The organism is Paenibacillus taichungensis (assembly GCF_003287275.1).
Classification (GTDB): Bacteria; Bacillota; Bacilli; order Paenibacillales; family Paenibacillaceae; genus Paenibacillus; species Paenibacillus taichungensis_A.
The window spans coordinates 264,780-288,182 of record NZ_QEVW01000025.1 but is presented as its reverse complement, the minus strand read 5'-3'; the positions used below and the strand labels follow the sequence as shown (position 1 = coordinate 288,182).

Genomic DNA, 23,403 nt, shown 5'->3' with positions numbered 1-23,403 from the left:
AAGGCTTTTTTAGTTGCAGAATGATGATATCCACGTACGAGCAGGTGCTGTCCTTCTTTTTCGGGACAACAGTGCATAAGGATAGTATATAGCCTATAGCTCATCCCGCAGGGGAGGGACGCCCGATGATGAGAAGACGATGGCGAAGCCGAAGACGCCGCAAGCCGCCAAGTGGCAGGCGCAAAATGTGGTTGATTATTTTATTGGTAACAGCATTTTGTTTGATGCAGGGTTTTGCCTATGTCGATAAGAAAATGAAACCACCCATCATGCATCTGGCCAAAATCAGAGTGAAGCAAATTGCAACGGAAGCGATCAACAAGGCGATAACAGCGCAGGTTTCTGAAGGGAAATCCACCGAAGGATTGATTGACTGGAAAACCGATACGGCTGGGAAAGTGTCCGGATTCATGCTGAACTATGACGAGCATATGCGGATCACCGCGAGTACGATGAACATCGTGCAATCCACTCTGCAGAACGTGCATATGTTAAAAGAAAAAATTCCGCTTGGGCAGGCGCTGGGCAGCCCGGTACTGGCATCCTTTGGTCCAAATATACCGGTTCGTATTGAGCCACAGGGAGCCGTCAAGGTGGATCTGAACACCCGTCAGCAGAACGCCGGTATAAACATGATTCTGGTTGAAGTGTACATTCACATCATTGCCGAAGTCGCGGTAGTGGTGCCCTTTGACATGGAACCTGAGACCGTTGATACGGAAATTCCGATATCTTACCTGTTGGTGGTCGGGGATGTGCCGATGTACTACTATGATAATCAGGGCAAGCCGGTGGGAAGCAACGGTAGCAATGCACCAGCCATTGCACTGCCATCGGGTCAGACGGGTGTTTCGAGTGGTCATGGAGGAGCACCGAATTCAAACTCTTCCAACCAGCAGCAGGCTCCGGCAAACGGTCTAAACGGAAATGGACTGGAGGTTGAGCCGGATTTGTCTGATCCGAATGGGGGATTGCAGCTTGACGTAGATGTAACCCACTAAATGAGTCGAAGCAAATATGGAATAAAAAAACGGGGCCTCTATGTGAGGTCCCGCTTTGCATTAATATTCATCTCAAACTCAATAGATATTTATCATCCATTGTTTCAACCTCATTTTGCTCATTTGCTTTTGGCTTTCTTCTGTTTACGTTCTTCCTGCTCCCAATGTTTCAGATTTGGGTAAGGGTCGAACGACCATTCATTCAGACCGCTATCCCGATAGATACCATAGTGCAGGTGAGGAGGAAACTTGCCTTGTGTACCTGGTTTTCCATACCCTGAACTGCCCACCCAGCCCAAAACCTGACCAGGGGTAACCACTTCGCCGATATGGGCGTTTTTGTCGAAACCGGATAGATGAGCGTAATAGTGGTAATGGTTGTTCAGATCACGAATACCGATACGCCAGCCGCCGAACGGATTCCAGCCTTTGATTTCCACGACACCGTAACAGGTGCTGCGCACAGGAAGGCCATGGGGTGCAAAAATATCCGTGCCTTCATGAATACGGTACCCGCCCCAGCTGCGTTTGGTCCCCCAGGTACTGCGGTACGAGTAGTTGGTTCCGAGAGGGACGGGAAAGGCGTGGCCAAAGAGATCAAGGCTGTCAAAATGCTCATATAATTTCGCGAATTGTTGAATGCGCTGTACCGCCCGGGAGTTATGATAATATTCCCACAGGGCGATGTTGAAGTCCTCCGGTTTGGTCCCATAATTCTGAATAATGGAAGCCATGCTGTAAAGTATATCCAGGTCATTATTGGCATCTGCAACACCATCACCAGAACCATCACGACCATATCCATTGAAAAAGACAATGGAACCCGGATGTTGATCCGTCTCATCCGGATTGAGCCAGCCTCTCCAGGCTGGGGAGGTCATGAATATACCGGTCAGCCGATCCGGATGTTTACGATCTTTCGGATGTGCACGCGAGATGGTTCGTTCGTATTGATCAATCGCTGCGAGCCTGTACCAGGGAATTTGGGTCATCTGACCAATGCTTTCATATAGATGTCGACGTGCAGCGAAAATGTCCGCTGGTTTTTGCTCTACAGCCTGAGGTTTGGAATCAGCGGCGGTGGGTTCACCGTAAACATCAACAGGCAAGAATGGGAGAAGCAGTGTGCCTGCAAGCAATGTTTTGATCCAAAAGGAATACGTTAACCGCGATGTAAAGCGATCTTGCACAGGGAAGCAGCCCCCTTTCCATTGAGATGATGCACATGGTACCCGGTGAACCAAGCTATAACCTAGCGTTCTTCAAAAGTCTTCATTTTATCCATGTAAGACATGAATGCACAAGATGTGACAAATGGGGGTTTTTCCAGCGCTTTCATGGTATAATATGTTCCGAGCAACAGCCTAACTTCAGTAGAAAGAAGGTTTATGCATTGGCTAAACGTGTTAAAGAACCGAAACCGGACTGGATTCGGATCAAATTGACAACCGGCGATAACTATCAGGAAATGAAAACGATGATGCGTTCCAAAACGCTGCATACAGTATGTGAGGAAGCACGGTGCCCAAATATTTACGAATGTTGGGCCAATCGGACGGCTACTTTTATGATTTTGGGCGACATTTGCACACGGGCATGCCGTTTTTGCGCGGTGAATACTGGCTTGCCAACGGAACTTGATTTGCAGGAACCAGAACGCGTGGCAGAAGCGGCAGAACAGATGAATCTGCAGCACTGCGTAATTACGAGCGTGGCGCGTGATGACCTGAAGGATGGAGGAGCGACAATCTTTGCAGAGACGGTGAAGGCCGTTCGTCGTCGTTTGCCTTTATGCAGCGTAGAAGTGCTGATTCCAGACTTTTTGGGTGACAGGGATTCCTTGCAGATTGTAATGGATGCCAAACCGGACATCTTGAATCATAACATTGAGACAGTAGAGCGGCTATCGGACAAAGTCCGTGCCAAGGCGAAATACAAGCGTTCACTCGAACTGCTTGCTCGTGCCAAGGAAATGCAGCCAAATATCCCAACGAAATCGAGTATCATGCTTGGTGTAGGTGAGGAATATCATGAAATTTTGCAAACGATGGATGATCTGCGCGCTGTGGATTGTGACATTATGACGATTGGTCAATACTTGCAGCCATCCGAGAAACATCTGTTTGTGGAGAAGTATTATCCGCCAGAGGAGTTCGCATCATTGAAGCAGGAAGGACTGAAGCGTGGATTCAGCCACGTGGAATCCGGACCTATGGTCCGCAGCTCCTACCATGCCCATGAACAAGTGAAATCTGCTGCGAAAAATAGTGAAAAGGCGGCATCTCACGCATGATGGAGGAGACAGGTTTGGAAGAAGAAAAAAGTTCAGAACAGATTCAGGAATCGGTTCAGGAGCCTGTGCAGGACAAACCTAAAGAACCGGTTATTGTACAAATCGGCGGAAAGAATTATGAAATTGTGCAGAACCACAAAGAAGGCTGGAATCCTGAAGTGTTCCGTGACCGTTACAGCGAAGTGCTGGAGCGGTACGATTACATTATTGGGGACTGGGGTTACAGCCAGTTGCGGTTGAAGGGTTTTTACCGGGACAACCATCCCAAAGCAACGAAGGATTCCACGATCTCTAGCATGGTGGACTACATCAATGAATATTGCAATTTTGGCTGTGCGTACTTTGTGCTTCAGAAGAGCAAAGATCAGCCTCAAGCCAAAGCAAAAAGCGGTTCCTGAGAAGGACCGCTTTTTTTTGTGCATGTATTTAGTCCAAAAAAGCTGTGCGAACCCTGTTCCAAAACGGATATGGCCGGAAACGGGCAAAGCTGACCTTGTGACGAGCCACTTGGCAGCGTACGGATATGAGATCTTCCACCATAACGTTTACGTGGTCAATGGTAAGCAACAACCGCTGATCCTTGCGTGAGAAGATATCACAGTGATGGTGCTTGGGCAAAATAACCGGTGAACCCAGCGTCCGATAGACACGGTTATTAATTGATGCAATCTCGGCGATCTGAATAGCCTCGATCGTTGGATGCACCATGGCGCCGCCAAGCGCCTTGTTGTATGCCGTACTGCCTGAAGGTGTCGATACACAGATACCGTCTCCCCGGAACATCTCAAACGTCACGTCATTAATGTCGACCTGAGCCACGACTGTTCCGTCTACACCTTTTAACGTAAATTCGTTCAGTGCGATATAAGAGGTATTGCCCGACTTTTTACGAATCTCCAGCTCCAGCAGCGGATACTCCACAATCCGGGGTTTGAGTCGTTCCGGGTCGCCTTTGCCGCTCATTAATCGAACCAGTTCCCGTAATTCTTCCTTCTTCCAATCGGCATAAAAGCCGAGATGGCCTGTATGAACCCCAACAAAAGCAATGTCCGGGATGCGGTCGATGAAATTGTGAAATGCTTGCAGCATCGTACCATCGCCTCCGATGGAGATGACAATCTCCGGCGATTCTGCATCCAGCTTAAACCCTTCCTCTTTGGCCAGCGCATGAAACTGCTGACTGAGATCAATCGATAACTGGTCTCCGCGGTCTTGAACATAGTATCTCAAGATGAAAGCTCCTTTGTGGTCATTATACTACCGATGATAATCAATTCCAGGGAAGAACACAACGTTGGATTGATATTCAGTTGAATATAAACGCGCAAGAAGGCTTATTTCTTCATACGTCGAGGTAAGAAGAAGGCACTCATCAGAGAAAGTATCAGCAGTAAAAGTAATACGCCTCCAAGTACACCAATTCCCGAAAACAGGATCTGTCCCCAATCTGGTGTATACAAAAATAATTCTGGTTTGGCACCGGTTTGGAACAAAACAGGCCATTCTGAACCACCCATCATTGGCAACCACAACAAAAGTACAAGTATGGGTGCGATGAGAGCGTGGATTGCTCTCGCAAACAGAAAGGGGCCATATCTCATGGGTGTGTTGCTCAGGACACTCATGATCTGGGCATGGACGGATAATCCTCCCCAGGAGAGGACAAATGCAACAGCAGCAGCTTTGTACACGAGCGGAATGGAAATGCCTGCCGCTCCTGCTTCTTTGGCCCCCAAAGTGACTTCGAATAAACCCCCTACGAGACTGTGAGATAAGGCAGGGGGGAATCCTGTATATAGAAGCAGTTGTTCCGTAATGGCGTATAACCCGCCTAGCCATCCAGTTTGAACGAGTAATTCCATCATAACGGAGAAGAATACAACTAACCCACCTACGATAATAATAAGGCGAAGGGATGAGGAAACTGCCTGACGCAGCAATTCACCAAATGCCCGTCCATCCGCCTTTCTTGCCTCGTGCATGGCATAAATGGCTCGGAGAAGTCTGTTTTTGTGCACCTCTTCAGAGGCGGAGGGAGAGTCGTTGATCAACTGTTTATCCTTTACGGGGACGTTGCCATGGAACCGCATAAGCAGGCCTACAAGAAATGCAGCACCATAATGTGATGTGACCAGTATGGGAGCAATAGCTACATTATGAAAAAAACCGACCGATACGGCTCCAATCATGAAGATGGGATCGGATGATGTGGTGAAAGCAACGAGGCGTTCGCCTTCTTCCCGAGTAACCAATTTTTGTTCCCATAATTGTGCGGTCAATTTGGCTCCAGTGGGATAACCGGAAGCGCAGCTGACGGCAAACACAAAGCCACCACTTCCGGGAACGCGAAATAGCGGACGCATCAATGGATTTAAGAGTGTACCCAAAAAATGAACAATGCCAAATCCGAGAAGCAGCTCGGAAAGCACCAGAAAGGGAAAAAGGGAGGGAAACAGCACGTCCCACCAAATGGATAGTCCGCGTACACCTGCATGCCAGGTTTCTGCAGGAAACAGCACCATCAACACACACAGGATCAGGAGAGCTAGTGGAATCAGGACATGGGTGATTCGTTGTGAAGCGGCCATGAATTCTTCTCCTTTATTTTTGGAATGGTCAGTGTGCAGCAGATCGCTGGTGCTTTTGCCATCAATATATGAGACAAAGCGGACAAACAGTACAAATTAATGTTTAGAAAGCGCTTGCAAAAGTGGCTGTGTTTTTAAAAGATGTATGCTAAAATGATAAAAACGCCTGGACGTCACCTATTTACCTAGAAGGTGGAATTAAATCGGATGGAGTGATGATTATGAGTCTTGTCACCGGAATCCTGGTTTGTGCTTTTGTTTATGTTATACGTGCCTCGCTCGTGCGCTCTGAAGAAGAGGATTGGCGAAGTTATTGATGAAATATCTGGTGCGCCAAACCTCTTGTTTGGCGCTTTTTTTGTGTCTTCAGTACGAGATAGACCTGGATGAGTCATGGCTATGTGGTACCATAAGCCTTTCATGTTATATAGGACTTTTGGGATTTTTTTGATAGAATGAAGATAAAGGTGTTCGTGGCCTTGTTCTTCAATCTCCTTTCATAATTAAGCATGGGAGTGTAATATACGTCAAAATTCGACATCTGAAAGGAGGGGAAGACGGAAATGAATCCTAGTTTGAGCATCTACGACAATCTTGGTGGAGAGGCAGGCGTTCGCGCGCTGGTTGAAGCTTTTTATCCGATTGTTCAGCAGAATGAGAAGCTGGCACCTCTTTTTCCAGAGGATATTCAGCCGGTAATCGACAAGCAATACATGTTTTTGTCCCAGTTCTTCGGTGGTCCTGCATTGTTTTCCGAGGCTTTTGGTCATCCGATGATGCGTGCACGTCATATGCACTTTGAAGTGACTGTTGAACGGGCAGAAGCCTGGCTGGCATGTATGGATCAGGCGTTGACACAAGTTGGTGTGGAAGAGCCGTTGCATTCTTTCGTCCTGCAGCGATTGTCGGGGCCAGCGCACCATTTTGTGAATACACCTTAGTTCCGATTACAAGCTTATGGGAGAGGGATGGAATGAGTGGAATTAGAGCCTCTGTATAAGGTAAAGGTGAAGTGTCATTATTGCGAGAACGAGTATGATACCTCACGTGTAAGACCAAGCTTAAAACGGCCATATCGGACGGATTCTGATTTTTGCGCTTACTACAAGCGGGAGAATCCGGATTTCTATGTTGTTCGCATCTGTCCCGAGTGTGGTTTCGCTTCGACGGAGAATTCGACGGAACAATTGAACGATAAACAACGAAAGGCTTTTAAGGAGCAGATCGGTAATCGGTTGGTGAAACGTGACTATAGCGGAGCTCGGACGCTGGAACAGGCGATGGATTCATACAAGCTTGGCTTGCTGTGTGCGCAGGTTATTCAGGAGAAGGATCGTGTCGTTGCCGGTTTGCTGCATCATATTGCCTGGCTGTATCGTTACATGGAGGATCATACCCAGGAAAACCGTTTTCTTGAATTTAGCCTTGAGGCTTATGTAAAGGTTTATGAACGGGAAGGTACTGGTGGGAATGAAGCCAAGCTTCTTTATCTGTTGGGAGAGTTGAACCGCAGGGTAGGTCGATTCCATGAGGCTGTAAAATGGTTCGGCAGAGTTATTCATGACAAGCGCATTACCGATGCAGCCATGATTCGTGCTTCGCGAGAACAGTGGGCATTACTGCGGGAACAGATGATTTCGAGCAAGGTGGAATTGCCAGATGAAATGATTGAAGCAGACAAAGAGGCTGCGAAACGCAGCCCCATTTGATAAGTGAGAGTTGTTCTCTAATTGCGGACAGGACGACTGGACAGCAAGTAATCACTATCGTTGTCGATTACAGTCATGCTGGCATTACAACAAGGAAAGACCAGTAATTTCTTTTTGCCTTCGCGAATGCGTACAAGCTCCTTTGGTTTGAGTGGCAGCAGTACATTGTTTGCATGGCAGTACGGACATTGCTGTACATAAATGTCCCCCATTACAATATCGTAAGGCCAGCTGTTCTCAAAGGGAATCATTCTTGCTCGCCTTCCGTAGTGGCAGGTTTAGCCGCTTCTTCTTTGGCCAATTCGGCGATTTTCTGCATCAGGATATGCTGCGGCATATGCATCAGATGTTCGAGGGGAACACCCAGAGATTCTGCTAATTTGACGGCTGTGTCAGCCGAGACTTGTAAAGGTTTCATACGATTACCTCCTGAAAATAGCTTAAACTATTTCTCTAGTATAGAGATATAGCGCTTATAAAACCAGTTCTAATTCAAGGTTAATTATCCATTCTACTGAGAGAGGTGCCTTATTTAAATGAAAACACCATTACAACCCGTCTGGGATCTGGAGTCCATTTTTAGTGGAGGTTCTGCCTCTGAGTCATTCGCTGCGTATCTAATTGAGCTGGAGCAGGATGTACGCAAGCTGCAAGCCCTTTTGAAAGATACACCTGCACCCAAGTCTCTGGAAGAAACGAATGCGTTTGATCCGATCCTTGAACTGCTGCAGAGCTGTTATATCCGAATTTCGGAAGGGTCGGCATTTGTGTCCTGTCTTTCTTCACAAAACCAAAATGATAAAAAAGCAGTCCAGCTTCAGGGAACTATTAGTTCTCTTGCCGCGATGCTGAATAGTGCCAAGTCCCAATTCGATAATACACTTAGCCAGATGACAGACTCTGTATGGGAAGCGTGGATTGCTCGGGAAGATGTTCAGCCGCTTGCCTTTGCACTGAACGAGAGCCGCACGTTAGCTCGTGAGAAACTGTCACCTGAACTTGAAGGTCTTGCGCTGGATCTCGGCGTAGATGGTTACCATGGGTGGGGCAAATTCTATAACACCATTGTAAGCAAGGTTAACATCCCATTTGAACAAAATGGTGAAACGGTGATGTTATCCGCAGGTCAGGCTGCGAATAAGCTGAGCGACAGTGACCGAAATGTGCGCGAGACTGTATTCGCTAACTGGGAACAGGCTTGGACGGATGTCGAAGACTTCTGCGCAGATACCTTAAACCATCTCGCCGGTTTCCGTCTCAAATTGTATGAGAAGCGCGGATGGGATGACATTCTAAAGGAACCTTTGGCGATCAACCGCATGTCGCGCCAGACGCTCGATACGATGTGGAATGTGATTAATGGAGCGAAACCTGCTTTGGTTCGATATTTGGAGCGCAAGGCGAAACTGCTTGGTGTAGAGAAACTCAGCTGGAGTGACGTAGATGCACCAGTAGGCAAGTCGGGTGGAAAAGTCACATATGACGAGGCAGCCATCAATATTGTTGATCAATTCGCCAAGTTCAGTCCCAAACTTTCCAAATTTGCAGAGATGGCGTTTGAGAAACGTTGGATCGAAGCAGAGGACCGTGCTGGCAAGCGTCCAGGGGGATTCTGTACGTCCTTACCACTCAGCAAAGCAACACGTATTTTCATGACCTTCTCTGGGACGCCGTCGAATGTGTCGACACTTGCTCATGAACTTGGTCACGGATATCATCAGCACATTATGGAAGAACTGCCAGCCTTGAATCAACGCTACGCCATGAATGTGGCGGAAACGGCATCTACCTTTGCTGAGCTGATTGTAGCCGATGCTCTGGTTCAAGCAGCAACGGATGAGCAAGAGAAGCTAGCTCTGCTCGAAGACAAGATTCAACGAAGCGTTGCGTTCTTCATGAATATTCACGCTCGTTTCCTGTTCGAAAATCGGTTCTATGAGCAACGCAAACAAGGTTTGGTGAATGCCGATGAGTTGTCCAAACTGATGGTGGAAGCACAGCAAGAAGCGTTCTGTGGTGCACTAGCATCCGATCATCCGCATTTCTGGGCATCCAAGCTGCATTTCTATCTGACAGGTGTACCTTTCTACAACTTCCCTTATACGTTCGGTTATATGTTCAGTGCAGGCATCTATGCCAGAGCGCAGGAGGAAGGTACAGCATTTGCCGATAAATACGATGATTTGCTACGAGATACGGGCCGAATGACGGTAGAAGAACTGGCACAGAAACATCTGGGTACAGATCTCACACAACCGGATTTCTGGCAAAATGCTGCGAACCTGGTCATTGCCGATATTGATCAATTTCTTGAGATGACAGAATCCGCAAAATAGTATTCCTATATATGTAATGGGGCTGCAATCCTGTGTAAATGTACACGGGATTGCAGCCTTTTTAAATGTTTTTTAAAGCTAAGCTCCTGCTAAATATTTTGTCGCAATTGAGAGAAATAACTCGCTAAAAGGACGCAAAATGGCAATTAATTGTGCAAATCATAGTCATAATTACCCAAGTTTGTTTGACTTTGTTGAATGACCACATTTGTTGTCATATAATGAGTCGTAAGTCCTTGTTTTGAAGGATGAAGTGCATAAAGGAGGAGCGTTATGGTAAAAATTGACCAGCTTTCATTAGCACGACAGTTGGATCTGGTGTTCAAAGAGCTTGATCATGAATTATCAGGGTTAGATTCAGGTGTGGTATTTGTGCAAATACGAAATAATGTAATTGGGAAGTTTGGAATTCGACATAATCCGATAACCGGACGTGACGGTCAAATGGAAGTGGAGGACGGTGGATTAAACGAAATCCAGCGCTCTTCTTTCCGCGCAATGGCACTGGAGACTTTGAAATTCAAGCGAAATTGGACTCATGGAGAAATTGCATATGATTTTACAGTAAGACAAGGCATGATTCTGGTTGATGCCACGATGGAGTCCAACTATAATATGGCGAACCTGATGATTCGTTATCCAAGAACCAATACATACATGGATTCAGGCATGGAGTCGTCTTCATAATTGTGATGAGCGAGCACACAGGAAAGCGGCACTTCAGAGGAAGGCCGCTTTTTGTTCTTGCATATAGGAGCACGAATTACGAGCTTACGAACGACCCGATAATTGCTGCTCAGCGATTTGGACCAGACGTTTAGTGATGTAACCACCCAGAGAACCTGTCTCACGGGAAGTGTAGTTACCGTAGTAACCGTCTTGGGGAATTGTTACACCCAGCTCTTGTGCAGCTTCAATTTTCAATTGTTGCAAAGCTGCAGTTGCTTGAGGAACAACCAGATTGTTTGAAGAGTTTCTGTTTCCTTGGTTTTGACCTCCGTACATGTGTGTCACCTCCTTATGGCTTGGTGATGTTAGTATGGTTAGAGAATGAGGAAATATGCATGATATGGCGTAAGGGAAAATTTGGATATAAAAGATGGGATATAACATGAAAAAAGCCGACCCAGTATGGATCGGCTACGCAGAAGAAAAGGAAAAAGTAGGAGCTATGTCCCATAGAAGTCGCCTGAGAGTACAAGATTCTACTCGGTTGGCGGTACAATCTCAATACGTGTAAAAAGTTCAACGGGCTGTTCTGGTTCCAGACGAATCAGTCCCGTTTGCTCGTCTGTTAAATTCAAATTGGGTGCATCAGGAAGCCAGGTATAAGGTTCAATGCATAGAAATTGGTCGGATTCGCCCTTTGTAAAGAGGACCCAATGTTTGAAATATGCTTCATCCGCTGAATAATTAAGCGTGTATCCATCCTGTCTGCGCAAGTGAGCTACTGCTGGCTGCCCTTCGGCAGCTTTTAAAATGGTATCCCAGTTTCGTCCTTGCATGTTCATGCCTTCGTTCAAAGAAGACCATTCTCCGAGAGATTCAATCTGGCCTGTAGGCAGTTGTTCTTCATTCTGAGCGTAAATTCCGGACACAGGAAGTTGAAGTGACCATTCGGCAGGTTTGCCGTCAAGTAGAAACCATGTATGATATCCCATTCCAAAAGGAGCAGGAGTAGAGCTCAGATTGGTCACACGCAGACGCTGGCTTAACACCGCGTTTTGAAGTCTGAACGTCATCTCAAGCTTCAAAGGAATTGGAAATTGAGCCATCCAATGCTCTTCATTTTCAGTTAATAATTCCGTTGTAATTGCACAGCCATCTTCATCTTCTTCGATGTCGCTGACACACCAGGACTGGCTGCGGTGGAGACCGTGAATATGGTTGTCATTGGCCGTATTCTGATCGAATTGGTAATGAACTCCCTCATATTCGAATTGTCCTCGATGAATGCGGCCTGGCGGAACAAGAAGCGGAACGCCGAAGTGATACGGCTTCTGCAAATAAAAGGCAAGTTCATCTTCTTCCGGACTGCGAACGACATCGCGGCCCTGCACCAAATCGCGAATCGAGATAATATTATTTCCAAGACGCGGCAGCAGGGTAATCTCCAATTCACGGCTATGTAGGATATACGTGTCGTAACCATTCCATTGGCCTTTGGTCACTTGTTTCATATCGATGCTCCTTTTCCCACTTGAAATCTGTCTGCAAACGGCCAGCTCTAACTGCCGTAGCAGGCGTGTCATTGTGTACATGCCACTTATCCCATTAGCATACCGAATGAATGCTGGATTAGGATAAGCAATTCCATCATAACAGATTTCAGTGAAGTGGGTAAAAAAAGCTATTCCCATTTTGACATTCTGGTCCGCGCGGATTAAGATGGTATTCTGAACGATGTGTTTTATCCAGTGAATGATAATAAAGCGATGACAGGGACAAGTAAGCCAAGAGAACTCTCTTCAGAAAGCCGGTGGGTGATGTGAACCGGTGTGAACTCTTTACCGAATGGACCCTTGAGTGCTGGCTTGAACAGGTGATGTCTGAAGTCTGGACTACCCTTAGTAGAATCGGACGTATACTCCACGTTACGGAGAAATGAAGGCATTTTTCTACAAGATCTAATCAGGTCTAAAGGTATGGAGAAATGCGAATAAGGGTGGCACCACGGTCTCACGTCCCTTGCGGATGTGGGGCCTTTTTGCGTTCGCGGAGAATAGGGACAAATAAATAGGGAGGCGTTATGTGAAATGAAAACAGTACTTTCGGGAATTCAACCGAGTGGCAAGCTCACATTAGGCAACTACATCGGAGCAATTAAAAACTTTGTGAAATTGCAGCATGACTACCAATGTCACTTCATGGTGGTTGATCTTCACGCTGTAACGGTAGCTCAAGAGCCAGCAGCGCTGCGTGAGCAATCTGAGGCGGTAGCTGCCTTGTTTATCGCAGCTGGAATCGATCCTACGAAATCCAATGTGTTTCTGCAATCTCATGTACCGCAGCACGCGGAATTGGGCTGGTTGATGACTACACTTACATCAATGGGCGAGCTTGAACGCATGACTCAGTTTAAGGACAAATCATCGGGTAAAGATTCCGTTGGCGCTGGGCTGTTTGTCTATCCTTCATTAATGGCTGCTGATATTTTGCTGTATAATGCTGATCTTGTGCCGGTAGGCGAAGACCAAAAGCAGCATTTGGAACTGACACGTGATCTGGCGGGACGCTTTAACCATCGTTATGGTGAGTATTTCACGATTCCAGACCCGTATATTCCACAGGTGGGTGCTCGTGTAATGTCACTGGATGATGCTTCTTCCAAAATGAGCAAAAGTAATCCCAATGCAGGCAGCTACATCGCCTTGCTTGATCCGCCAGATGTGATTCGTAAAAAAATTAGCCGTGCTACAACCGACTCCGGTCGTGAAGTTGTATATGATCCGGCAAACAAACCTGAAGTCAGCAACCTGATGAGTATCTATGCTGAATGCGCAGGTCTGTCATTGAAAGAAGTAGCGGAGCGCTATGAAGGTAAAATGTATGGTCCGTTCAAAAAAGAACTGGCTGAAGTGGTTGTATCCGTTATTGAACCTTTACAGGAACGGTATCGTGAAATTCGTGAATCTGGCGAATTGGCCGATATTTTGGAAACTTCAGCTCGCCGCGCAGAAGCGGTGGCTTCCCAGACACTTAATGCGGTTAAAGAACGTATGGGGTTTGTTCCTAGACGTACGTTGTAATAGGACGAGGCAAGTAAATTAAAGTAAAAGAATTGTTCACATAATAAAGAGGAGCCCTGATAGGGCTCCTCTTTATTATCGTTTCGTACTATCCTATGAAGTTTACCGGGGTTAAGAAGCTGTTTCTGAGGTAGTACGTGCTTCACGACGCTCTTTCTTTGCGCGAATAACGAATCCCCAACCGATGTTGGCAACAGACACGACAAACAGCAGCGTAGCCAACCAGCCGGAGTAAGAGATCATAATCGCCGTAACCGCTAACAACATAATCGAAGAGAATGCAAACCATAGCGATAAACCTTTGCTCATTGGGAAAAACCTCCATATAGATATTTGATGAAATTCCGTATAACCTGAAGCACACGAGCCATAATAATCTTGCAAGCTTGCAATTACATTACAGACACAGATTGAAGGGAGATTTTAAATATGGCTCAAGGATCTCGTTCTAACAACTTGGTGGTACCTCAAGCAAACTCAGCACTGCAACAATTGAAAATCGAAGCTGCACAAGAACTGGGTGTAACTATCCCACAAGACGGTTACTACGGTAACTACACTTCCCGTGAGACAGGATCTCTGGGCGGATACATCACCAAACGTCTGGTACAAATCGCTGAGCAGTCTCTGGCTGGGTCTGGCAAATAATTATTATAACCAAAAAGCAATAAGCAGAAGCCCGGAGCGGAAACGCTCCGGGCTTTCTCGCGCATTCGTTCCTATGTCTGATTGTGCCTTTCCATGCACCTTTCGTCAAGAGCGTGCGGATAAAAGTTTTTTATCCATTTTCTCGTCACTTAACCAGCCGACATAGGTATCAATCGTTTCGAAATTTCGATCCATAACGACTACAGCGACAAATGGATATTGTTTGCGGTGTCGATAACGCACATCAGCCCAGCGAACCTTGTATCCAGCTGGTAATTCTTCCACCTCTGCAACAGCATAGGAGGTGAAATACAGAAATGCAGTGACTTCAGGAGATTTGCGTGAAGCGGCGACAGCTGCGTGAGTGGACGATGAAGCATGGAGATTCCAGGTTAGGACGGAATGATCCATTTTGCCAATCTCATAACTGCCATCTTCATGTCTTTTCACCACATGCCATCGGTTCCAGGATATCGTTGGGATGACCATGTAATGAGCCTCTGAATTATTTTTGTCGAGCCGCTTCACCTGTCTCACAGCCATAGCACGTGCCATAGTTCTCCATACATAATACAGGCCAATCAAAATATACAGTGAAACAAAGAGTGGGGCAGGGGCGATCAGATCGAAAGCCCATAGCAATATGGCCAGCACATGTGAGGTGAACAGAAACGGATCAAAAATATGAATGATGTTCCAGGCAATCCAGCGTTCTGTAAAAGGCCGTGCTGCCTGAGTTCCATAGGTATTGAACAAATCGGTAAAAACGTGAACGCCTACGGCGACAGCAGTCCAGGCCGCGACGTGTCCAATAGCGACACCCGGAAAGATCAGTGTAATGACACCGGTGATGAGCAGAACCCATAACAGGAGAAATGGCAGTGAATGGGACATGCCCCGGTGATTCCGGATGTAGAGCGAGTTGCTTTTGAGACGTAACGCAGTATCGATGTCAGGAGCCTGCGAGCCTGCAATGGTGCCTACCATGACCGCAGCTGCGAGCATGGGACTCGTCGCGACAACAGGATCGACATAAGCCAGACCGGCCAAACCAATCCCCATGACAAAATGTGTAGAAGTATCCATAAACGTCTCCTTTGTGTGGTGTATCGTTAATGCGAGTTGCCTCTCTATCTAGGTGATACCCATATATAGTGTATATTATCCGCCTACCGGGAAGCAAAACACCCTAATTTCCAAAGATATGACAAGAACCTGCTCAATTGACAGTAATTGTACGAGCATTGTCAAACTCTTTTTCCTTTTCCTGTGATAAACTTTATATCGGAGGCAGAGAGAAAAACCTCCATGAGATCAAGAAGAAGGGGGATTCACAAGCGTGGACAATCCATTGAGATACCAGGCTTCTTCCGATTCGGCAACACGATCTGCGCCTCCGATGAAATCAGGGACGTGGAAAGATTTTATCCATATTACGAAACCGGGCATTCTTCGAACCAACCTTATTGCGGTTTTTGGTGGCTTTTGGCTTGCATCACAGTGGGACGTCAATTACAGCAAGATGCTGTTAACCCTACTTGGAACGGTACTGATTATGGCTTCTTCTTGTGTATTTAACAATTATTTTGACCGTGAACTTGATCTCAAAATGGAACGTACCCGCAACAGGTCCTTACCAACAGGACGTTTAACACCCAAAGTTGTTTTATCCTATGCCATTATTTTGGGTGTGATTGGATTATCCGTACTCTTTTCCTTCTCCGGGGTACTTGCCGGATTATGCGGCATTTTTGGCATGTTTGTCTATGTGATTATGTACACCCTTTGGTTAAAACGTTCGTCGACATGGAGCACCTCCATAGGTGGTCTGTCTGGTGCAATGCCGCCAGTCATCGGGTATGTCGCAGTAACCGGACGTATGGATCTTGGTGCATGGCTTCTTCTGGCTATGTTGTTTTTATGGCAGCCCCCACACTTCTGGGCGCTCGCGATCCGCAGGGTGGAAGATTATCGGGCTGGTGGATTTCCACTATTACCGGTAGTAAAGGGTATTGAACGGACCAAGATTCAGATGCTTCCTTATCTGGTTTTGCAAATCTTTGTCCCGGTCCTCATGTATGCTTACGGGTATGCAGGAATCTTCTATCTTACTGTCTCACTGATACTTTCTGTTCTGTGGCTGTACTACGCACTTAAAGGTTTTCGTGCACAAAATACAGATGCCTGGGCCAAAAAGGTCTTCCTTTACTCCATTAACTATCTATCTTTGAGTTTTATATTGATGATTCTGGATACAGTGCACAAATGAGCAGCATGAAATGCTTTAATAACATTAGATGGGCACGGGGCCGTGGATCCGTTACAATAACTAGGGGGACCTTTGTCGTTTAGGTTCTTCGTATACATATGCATCAAAGTGGTAAGGGAATGAGGAAATGCCATTGAAAATACGATCCAGAGTCCATAATTTATAGAGAACTGTTCAAAGTTTATGTATGCGTATTCATATGATCTGATATCGGAAGGGACGATAATGATGCTGAAAAAATATAAATGGACATGGATGCTGCTAGGGCTTGCGCTGATTATGGCGGTGTATTTAATGTGGGGCACCGTATTTGCCAGCAAGGAAAAGTTACCCGAAATTCGGGAGATTCAATCCTTCTCGATGGAAAATGTGGATGGAAGCACAGTGTCTCTGGATGATACCAAAGGCAAGGTGCGTTTGTTCTACTTTTATTTCACCAGTTGTCCGGATGTGTGCCCAATTACGACCTTTACGTTATCCCAAGTGCAGGATCTGTTGAAAGAGGACGATACCTTTGGGAAGGATGCTTCCTTTGTATCTATCTCGTTTGATCCGAAAGTGGATACAAAGGAGAAGATTAAAGAATTTGCAGATCGATTCCATGCGGATTATGAAGGTTGGTATTTCCTGCGGGGGGATATGGATCAAACGAAGCAGCTCGCCAAGGATTCATTCCAGATCCTCATTGAAGGTGAGAACAAGGACGATTTTGCCCATATGAACATGATTGGATTGGTGGATCGAAATAATCAATTGCGCAAGGTATATAACGCGTTTAATACAGAGGATGTTGAACCAGCTGTCATTGCGGAAGACATTCGCAATCTGATTAAGGAATAGAGATGTGTCATAATAACAAATCAATAAAGAGGCTGCTTCCTGGGTTGAATGAATACCCCGGCGAGCAGCCTCTTACGGTTTAAAACGATGGGAATTCAGGATATTGGATATACGATTCCAATCCGGCTTTTTCCAGCTGGGCGATGATATATTCGTCGGGAGTTCCCTCCACACCCGCATAACCACGTCGTGTATACATCTGTACTGCGTCCGGGAAGGCATCTCGCAGAACACCCCTGATTTTTTTACCTGAACTGTCATTATCCATAAATAAGTAGACCTCATCGTAACCAACCTGTTTGCGCAGCGACTCAAGCTTGAGGGAATTCAGTGTTCCAAATGTGCACAAAATGTTGATTTCAGGTCCTACGAGACGTTTTAGTTTACTGCGGTCATTTTTACCTTCCACAATGACATGAATAGGCATCATATTCACCTCTTAATCGAGAGCTTATGTCGACATTCCCCGGGAAATGTTGCAGCGAAAATCGACTGGATTATATAAACTGGACCTTCTAATTCTTACACGAGCGACTACGCTGACAGAAACATCTTTAATTTCTAACTTCTTTTCCACATTCTAAACTGAATGTCTAAGTGGCCGTTCCGTTTTGGATCGTCCATTCCTAATGAGGATAATGAAGAAGAAAAACTTAAAGATAAGAAGTCACTTCATTTGTGTGTAGAACATCAGTCCGTTTTATATAGTTTAGCTGTAAATGGGGGAATGATGCAAAGCCAAGAAAAATACAAGCCTTTCTGTTGTCAAAGGGTTTGAATATAGATTATCTAGATACGGTTAACCCAGTATGCTTTTGGGATCAGGCAAGGAAGCTTCACGTCTGGCAGTGAAATAAGGGAGCAGCATAATGCCGATCATCAATAATACAAAAGCAATGAAATACGGCGATAAACCGACACGAAGTTGTCCTGCTGTGATTGGACCGATGAAAGAACCGATGGAGGTAGCGATGGATTGTAATGAGAAGATACGCCCCAGCTTGTTTCCGCCGCTTAAATGAATAAAAAGTGTTGCCATGGCTGGGAAAATAATGCCCTTGGACATCCCCAGAACGAAAAGCACGGATGATAATGGAATTTGTGGTATGGCCGCCAGAGTAAAGAAACATAAAGACATCAGCAGTACACCTGCAATCAACCGCAGTTTTGGGGAATAACGATTGAGAAATAGCATACTCAGGGTAAATAGTGCTCCAATGCTGATAATGGAAAACAAAAGTCCGGTAGACATCATGGACGAATGGCCGCCTCCACGCAGGGGCAGTTCAAAAAAAAGAATTCCTTGAGCACAAGCAATGACAAGTGGCAGAGCAAAATATCGCCAAGATACGGGCAGGAATTTCCTTTTTTCTTCAACAAGGTTGATAGGCTTGGCGGGCTCGGTCACTTTCTCATGCTGAACTTCAGCGATGCCTTTGGGCATGGATAACCATGCGATAACACCTGACAGAATGAGCAGATAACCGAGACTCGCAAAGGTGGCGGAAAATCCTAAAGCTCCGACGATCAATGCGCCTGCGGCAGGCGATACCACGGATGCCAGCGTATGTACGACGCCATGGCCTGACATATACTTGCCTTGCTTGATTGGATCACTTGACAGTTGCGCAAGCAGTGCGAGACAGGCGGGAGACAGAAAAGCAAGTACAAACCCACTGATGGAGCGCAGGGCGAGCAGCTGCCATGGTGTATGGATTTGCGCCTGGATAAGCAAAATGATGCCTGCACCCAGCAAACTGAATACAATGTAACGACGACTGCCATGTTTGTCGATTTGAGTTCCCGCAATCAGATTGCCTGGGAGATGAGTCAAGGAGTAGATACCCATCATCCAGCCGATGAAGGTCGGGGCCGCCCCGAGCGAGATAGCGAAAGGGGTCAAGATTGGATACTGGGCGTGCAGATCAAAAACAGCAAGGAACAAAAATAGATATAGCCAGATGGCCGTTTTCACATAAGCCCCTCCTTGTTAAGCGATGCATGTTCAATAACTGGTCATGACGTGTTCCCCGTTCCTTGGACAGAACCTCATGGTACTACTTGTACGCCCGGCGGGACGAACTTAGACCGTTTATTTTTACATAGGAGGGCTTAGCTGACAGCAGCTTCGGAAATCATGTATAATATTCGGGAAGTGTTAATAATCAACTCTAATACGGAAGGTGTAGTCATGAACATAGAAGTAATCAAAGAGTTTGTGATGCAGAACTGGCTGGTGATTGTGGTTGCGTTGATCATTTTGTTCTTTGTTCTGAACGTGGTCAAAACCGTATTGAAATGGGCGATTGCCATCATCATTATTGCGGCTCTACTGATATACAGCGGCATCTCCATTGATCAGATCAAACAGACAGTTACTGACGTCCAATCGAGTACGATGGACACATTGAAGAAAGAAGCGACCAGTATGATGCTCAAGGAAGCTTCCAAAGCAACATACACCAAGGGACAGGATGGAGCATTTACCATCACAAGCCCCAATGTGGAGATTAAGGGTAGAACGAATTCGGATAAAGTCGATGTTACATTCCGGGGGATCTCAGTGGGTGAATGGAAGGTCGACAATGAAACGATACGAACTTTTGTCAAACAGGCACAGGAGAACGGAACAGCACCGGCTTCGTAGTAAAGGAGGAATGGATACGTGCTGCAAAGTTGGCTGGATAGTCTGAAAGAATTCAACGGCATAACGATTATGCTGCTGCTGATTGTGGCGGCTTCATTGCTTCAGGGGTGGTCCAGAGGTGCTTCACGTTCGGCAGGAAGACTCTTTGGATTCCTCATGGATGGCATTATGGCGGTCATTGGTATTCTGTTATCTATCGGTTTAACATTATGGCTTGCCCCATATGTTCAGCAATGGTTGTCTGTGCATGCGGCAGACATGCCAAACCGTGAATTGAACCGATGGGAGCAGATGTATTATACATTGATTACGGCCATTGCTGATTTTCCGCTGATGCGGTTTGCCGTGTTGTTTGTGATTAGTTATGGCTTCATCCGATTGGTTCTCGGATTGCTCTCTTCCCTTATTTTTAGCAGAAGATACAGTTCGGCAGAGCAAGAGAGCAGACCCAAAGGATTTTTCAGCCGTTTTACGGGTGCTGTGATTGGTACAGTTATTGGCTCCGTCCGCGGGATGATTGTGATTGCCGTGTTGTTCATGATTGTCAGTCTCTATCCGGGCAGCATGTTTAGTCGTTATGTAGAGGCTTCCCCCATTTATATGCAAGGGGCCAAATCTGTCATAGAGCCATTATCAGGTACTTTCATCAAAGACAAACTGCCTGTATTTACGCAAGCAGTGCAAAAGGAACTCGGCGCGATCCTGCAACGCAAATATGAAGTCATTGACCATAACATTCCGGCGGATATTGAATCTGCGGCAAAAGAAATTGTGAAAGGTCAAACGACAGATGAAGCCAAAGCTAGGGCATTATATGATTGGGTAGGTTCTCGCATTCAATATGACTATGGCAAAGTGGATGACTATGAGCAAAAAGGCATATGGCATGAGCAGACGCCACAAAATACATTTGATACACGTCAAGGTGTATGTATCGATTACGCTCGTCTATATGCAGTCATGGCTCGTTCACAGGGTTTGGAAGTCAAAGTGGTTACAGGGCTTGGTTATAACGGGCAGGGTGGATATGGTCCACATGCATGGAATGAAATATATTTAAGTGATTCGGAAAGCTGGATTCCGCTTGATCCTACTTGGGCGATTAGTGGTGATTGGTTCAATCCTCCTAATTTTGCCGATACCCATCTGAAAGATCAATCAGCTTAATATTACGCCGGACATGGGCCCGGGAGATGACGACGTTGCCAGGTTATCATGCCGGGGCTGTACAGCCTGGACGGTATGCATCAAGTCATGAAAGAGGTAGGATGAATGAAAAATCATTCAAAAGAGAAGGACGAACTTACGGACAAGCGGCGCTTTAGTTACCGAATGAACGTATTTTTCTTCGCTTCCTTTGTTATTTTTAGCGTTATTATTGTACGGCTGGCATTTTTGCAATTCGTGGAAGGGCCTGAACTCAGTCAGGAGGAAGCGAGCAACATTACCAAAGATGTACCGCTCGCTCCCGTGAGAGGAACCATCTATGATTCCACGGGTGAGGTAAAGCTGGCTTACTCCAAGCCAATTCAATCTTTGTATCTGACCTTATACAAAAATTATGGGGATGTGGATGGCAAGCCTAATCCGAATATAGCGGAAGTGGAGGACATCGCCACACGGCTGCATGATGTTTTTGAGCAGTATAAGAAAAAGGATTCCGAGGCCCTTACGGTCGATAACATCTTAGAAGCAATGGACCTCAATTCGCGTAAAGCAAACGGGTTCATGCCACGTCTGATTAAGAGTGATCTGTCCGATGAGGAAGTAGCCTATTTTCTGCAGCACAAGGATGAATTCAAGGGAATTCAGATTGTAGAGGAAAGTGTGCGTTACTATGATCCGGATACGGTAGCGGTTCAGACGATTGGTTATCTCAAAAAGTTCAAAAGCTCCAAAACATTGGATAAATACAAAGAGGTTGATGAGGCCAATAAAAAACAAACGGACCCAGGTCTTGTATATACCGAGAATGAGTTTGTTGGCTTCGATGGACTGGAACTGCAATATCAGGACGTTCTGCGGGGGAAAAGCGGTTATAACTCCGTTGATGTTGATTTGCGGAATTTGCCTGAAGGTGTAGCAGGCTCTACTCCACCCGAAAAAGGGTATGACCTAATTACAACCATTAACAAAAATGTTCAGGTGAAGACAGAACAGGCGATACTGGATCAACTAAGCTGGCTGCATACACATCCAGTTTCAGGTAAGCTGCACCCGAATGCCAAAACAGGTTTTGCGGTAGCTATGGAAGTGGATACAGGGAAGATTGTTTCGATTGCCAGTATGCCAGATTATGACACGAATATCTGGAGAACGGGTAGTATTAGCAACGATCAATATGATGACATCAAGTATGTATACCAAAATGGTACAATTCGCTCGTTCCCGCCCGATGATTCCAAAAAACGAGCGGAATCTATCGTATTACTTGGTTCAACGATTAAACCGCTTAGTGTATTGATCGGTTTGAAAGAAGGATTTTTCACGACTAATACGGTTTATTCAGACAGAGGTTCAACGACTTTCGGTGGAGATAACCGTAGAGTTCAGAACTCATCGGGACACGTGTATGGGTCGTTGACTCCCCATGATGCGATTCGACATTCCTCGAACGTGTTCATGATTGATGAGATCGGCAAGAAGCTTTACTCCCAATATGGTGCAGAGGGAATCAATGTTTGGGATAAATACATGAAGCAGTTCGGTTTGGGTGTGTCAACTGGGGTTGATCTGCCGAATGAATTCTTGGGGATTCGTGATTATATGAACACCAATGAAAGTTCACTAACACGACTTGTTTATGGCTCTTTTGGCCAACAAGGCAAATATACAACGATGCAGCTGGCACAGTATGCTACGATGCTAGCGAATAAAGGAAAACGTATGGAGCCACAATTAGTCAGTGAGTTCCGTGATTCGCAAGGCAATGTGGTTGAGAAAATGAAACCGAAAGTGCTCAGCACAGTCGATTTTAATGATGCTTACTGGAATGAAGTACAGCGAGGCATGGCAACGGAGGTATCTTCATTTAGCGGTTTCCCTTATGACTTTGCCAGAAAAACAGGAACATCCACACAGTTAGTCGGAGGGAAATTGGTGGATAACGGGGTGTTTATTGCTTACGCACCGCGTAACAATCCGAAGCTGGCTGTAGCTGTGGTTATCCCTGAAGGGGGCTTCGGTTCCAGTAGTGCAGCACCAGTTGCACGTGCGATCTTCGATGCGTATGACGAAGAGTTTGGTCTGGACGGTGTACCGAAAAAAGATAAAAATAAGGAATCAGATACACAGTAATATAAGTCGCTGATTACAAAAGAAGG

Annotated in this window: 25 protein-coding genes and 1 other annotated feature; of the genes, 14 read left to right on the top strand and 11 right to left on the bottom strand. The window is 46.0% G+C overall.

Features of this window, described 5'->3' with window-relative positions; genetic code table 11:
• The first annotated feature begins 125 nt into the window (after window positions 1-125).
• Window positions 126-1,001 carry a sporulation protein YunB gene (gene yunB / locus DC345_RS28665; protein ID WP_113056020.1) on the top strand — a complete coding sequence of 292 codons (876 nt, stop codon included), beginning with the start codon at window positions 126-128 and terminating at the stop codon, window positions 999-1,001.
• A 119-nt stretch (window positions 1,002-1,120) separates the two neighbouring features.
• Here yunB and DC345_RS28660 read toward each other — a convergent pair whose 3' ends face one another.
• Window positions 1,121-2,191: a M23 family metallopeptidase gene (locus DC345_RS28660; RefSeq protein ID WP_113056019.1), complete on the bottom strand. Its 1,071-nt coding sequence runs from the start codon at window positions 2,189-2,191 to the stop codon at window positions 1,121-1,123.
• A 203-nt stretch (window positions 2,192-2,394) separates the two neighbouring features.
• On the opposite strand from DC345_RS28660, the gene lipA reads away from it, so the two are divergent.
• Window positions 2,395-3,294 (top strand): lipoyl synthase, encoded by a 900-nt coding sequence (gene lipA, locus DC345_RS28655; protein ID WP_076290937.1) that lies wholly within the window; start codon window positions 2,395-2,397, stop codon window positions 3,292-3,294.
• A complete protein-coding gene (locus DC345_RS28650) occupies window positions 3,291-3,692 on the top strand; it encodes a YutD family protein (protein WP_240343221.1) in 402 nt (133 codons plus the stop codon). The genes lipA and DC345_RS28650 overlap by 4 nt, the downstream gene beginning before the upstream one ends.
• Before the next feature lie 28 nt (window positions 3,693-3,720).
• Here the strand turns inward: DC345_RS28650 and DC345_RS28645 are convergent, their stop codons facing one another.
• Complete coding sequence (locus tag DC345_RS28645) at window positions 3,721-4,524, bottom strand: NAD kinase (RefSeq protein ID WP_024634403.1); 804 nt, start codon at window positions 4,522-4,524, stop codon at window positions 3,721-3,723.
• A 104-nt stretch (window positions 4,525-4,628) separates the two neighbouring features.
• Window positions 4,629-5,882, bottom strand: a complete 1,254-nt coding sequence (gene ylbJ / locus DC345_RS28640) for a sporulation integral membrane protein YlbJ (RefSeq protein WP_113056018.1) — start codon at window positions 5,880-5,882, stop codon at window positions 4,629-4,631.
• A gap of 563 nt (window positions 5,883-6,445) precedes the next feature.
• Between ylbJ and DC345_RS28635 the strand changes: the two genes are divergently transcribed.
• The gene (locus DC345_RS28635) at window positions 6,446-6,823 is read left to right on the top strand and encodes a globin domain-containing protein (RefSeq protein WP_053783277.1); all 378 of its coding nucleotides are present in this window, start codon (window positions 6,446-6,448) and stop codon (window positions 6,821-6,823) included.
• A gap of 36 nt (window positions 6,824-6,859) precedes the next feature.
• Window positions 6,860-7,591, top strand: a complete 732-nt coding sequence (locus tag DC345_RS28630; RefSeq protein WP_113056017.1) for a DUF2225 domain-containing protein — start codon at window positions 6,860-6,862, stop codon at window positions 7,589-7,591.
• A gap of 17 nt (window positions 7,592-7,608) precedes the next feature.
• Here DC345_RS28630 and DC345_RS28625 read toward each other — a convergent pair whose 3' ends face one another.
• Both DC345_RS28625 and DC345_RS28620 read right to left on the bottom strand, forming a co-directional pair.
• Window positions 7,609-7,842 carry a hypothetical protein gene (locus DC345_RS28625; protein WP_063566143.1) on the bottom strand — a complete coding sequence of 78 codons (234 nt, stop codon included), beginning with the start codon at window positions 7,840-7,842 and terminating at the stop codon, window positions 7,609-7,611.
• The gene (locus DC345_RS28620) at window positions 7,839-8,009 is read right to left on the bottom strand and encodes a YycC family protein (RefSeq protein ID WP_113056016.1); all 171 of its coding nucleotides are present in this window, start codon (window positions 8,007-8,009) and stop codon (window positions 7,839-7,841) included. The genes DC345_RS28625 and DC345_RS28620 overlap by 4 nt, the downstream gene beginning before the upstream one ends.
• Window positions 8,010-8,127: 118 nt before the next feature.
• Here DC345_RS28620 and DC345_RS28615 point away from each other — a divergent pair, with 118 nt between their 5' ends.
• Window positions 8,128-9,927, top strand: a complete 1,800-nt coding sequence (locus tag DC345_RS28615) for a M3 family oligoendopeptidase (protein ID WP_113056015.1) — start codon at window positions 8,128-8,130, stop codon at window positions 9,925-9,927.
• Window positions 9,928-10,200: 273 nt separating this feature from the next.
• Window positions 10,201-10,614: an O-methyltransferase gene (locus DC345_RS28610; protein ID WP_113056014.1), complete on the top strand. Its 414-nt coding sequence runs from the start codon at window positions 10,201-10,203 to the stop codon at window positions 10,612-10,614.
• Window positions 10,615-10,698: 84 nt separating this feature from the next.
• On the opposite strand, the gene DC345_RS28605 is transcribed toward DC345_RS28610, so the two are convergent.
• Complete coding sequence (locus DC345_RS28605; RefSeq protein WP_024634588.1) at window positions 10,699-10,932, bottom strand: alpha/beta-type small acid-soluble spore protein; 234 nt, start codon at window positions 10,930-10,932, stop codon at window positions 10,699-10,701.
• Window positions 10,933-11,132: 200 nt separating this feature from the next.
• On the bottom strand, window positions 11,133-12,107 hold the full coding sequence (locus DC345_RS28600) for an aldose 1-epimerase (protein WP_113056013.1): 975 nt from the start codon (window positions 12,105-12,107) through the stop codon (window positions 11,133-11,135).
• A gap of 246 nt (window positions 12,108-12,353) precedes the next feature.
• Window positions 12,354-12,619 (top strand) — a binding site (T-box leader).
• 64 nt (window positions 12,620-12,683) lie between these two features.
• Here DC345_RS28600 and trpS point away from each other — a divergent pair.
• Window positions 12,684-13,676 carry a tryptophan--tRNA ligase gene (gene trpS / locus DC345_RS28595; RefSeq protein ID WP_072735502.1) on the top strand — a complete coding sequence of 331 codons (993 nt, stop codon included), beginning with the start codon at window positions 12,684-12,686 and terminating at the stop codon, window positions 13,674-13,676.
• Between the two features lie 111 nt (window positions 13,677-13,787).
• Here trpS and DC345_RS28590 read toward each other — a convergent pair whose 3' ends face one another.
• Entirely contained in the window at window positions 13,788-13,985 is a 198-nt protein-coding gene (locus DC345_RS28590) for a hypothetical protein (RefSeq protein WP_063566137.1), read from the bottom strand.
• Between the two features lie 120 nt (window positions 13,986-14,105).
• Here DC345_RS28590 and DC345_RS28585 point away from each other — a divergent pair, with 120 nt between their 5' ends.
• A complete protein-coding gene (locus tag DC345_RS28585) occupies window positions 14,106-14,324 on the top strand; it encodes an alpha/beta-type small acid-soluble spore protein (RefSeq protein ID WP_017692386.1) in 219 nt (72 codons plus the stop codon).
• Window positions 14,325-14,429: 105 nt separating this feature from the next.
• Here the strand turns inward: DC345_RS28585 and DC345_RS28580 are convergent, their stop codons facing one another.
• A complete protein-coding gene (locus tag DC345_RS28580; protein ID WP_113056012.1) occupies window positions 14,430-15,410 on the bottom strand; it encodes a metal-dependent hydrolase in 981 nt (326 codons plus the stop codon).
• Window positions 15,411-15,663: 253 nt separating this feature from the next.
• Between DC345_RS28580 and cyoE the strand changes: the two genes are divergently transcribed.
• Window positions 15,664-16,593 (top strand): heme o synthase, encoded by a 930-nt coding sequence (gene cyoE, locus DC345_RS28575; RefSeq protein ID WP_113056011.1) that lies wholly within the window; start codon window positions 15,664-15,666, stop codon window positions 16,591-16,593.
• A 228-nt stretch (window positions 16,594-16,821) separates the two neighbouring features.
• Complete coding sequence (locus tag DC345_RS28570) at window positions 16,822-17,433, top strand: SCO family protein (protein WP_181586763.1); 612 nt, start codon at window positions 16,822-16,824, stop codon at window positions 17,431-17,433.
• 79 nt (window positions 17,434-17,512) lie between these two features.
• Here the strand turns inward: DC345_RS28570 and DC345_RS28565 are convergent, their stop codons facing one another.
• Window positions 17,513-17,860 (bottom strand): toprim domain-containing protein, encoded by a 348-nt coding sequence (locus DC345_RS28565; protein WP_024631255.1) that lies wholly within the window; start codon window positions 17,858-17,860, stop codon window positions 17,513-17,515.
• Between the two features lie 372 nt (window positions 17,861-18,232).
• Window positions 18,233-19,408 (bottom strand): MFS transporter, encoded by a 1,176-nt coding sequence (locus DC345_RS28560; protein ID WP_113056010.1) that lies wholly within the window; start codon window positions 19,406-19,408, stop codon window positions 18,233-18,235.
• A 216-nt stretch (window positions 19,409-19,624) separates the two neighbouring features.
• Between DC345_RS28560 and DC345_RS28555 the strand changes: the two genes are divergently transcribed.
• The 3 genes from DC345_RS28555 to DC345_RS28545 all read left to right on the top strand — a co-directional run bounded on the left by DC345_RS28555 (window position 19,625) and on the right by DC345_RS28545 (window position 23,377).
• Window positions 19,625-20,080: an ATPase gene (locus DC345_RS28555; protein ID WP_076290926.1), complete on the top strand. Its 456-nt coding sequence runs from the start codon at window positions 19,625-19,627 to the stop codon at window positions 20,078-20,080.
• 69 nt (window positions 20,081-20,149) lie between these two features.
• Window positions 20,150-21,247 carry a transglutaminase domain-containing protein gene (locus DC345_RS28550; RefSeq protein ID WP_375137254.1) on the top strand — a complete coding sequence of 366 codons (1,098 nt, stop codon included), beginning with the start codon at window positions 20,150-20,152 and terminating at the stop codon, window positions 21,245-21,247.
• Between the two features lie 105 nt (window positions 21,248-21,352).
• Window positions 21,353-23,377 carry a peptidoglycan D,D-transpeptidase FtsI family protein gene (locus DC345_RS28545; protein ID WP_113056009.1) on the top strand — a complete coding sequence of 675 codons (2,025 nt, stop codon included), beginning with the start codon at window positions 21,353-21,355 and terminating at the stop codon, window positions 23,375-23,377.
• Window positions 23,378-23,403: the final 26 nt, after the last annotated feature.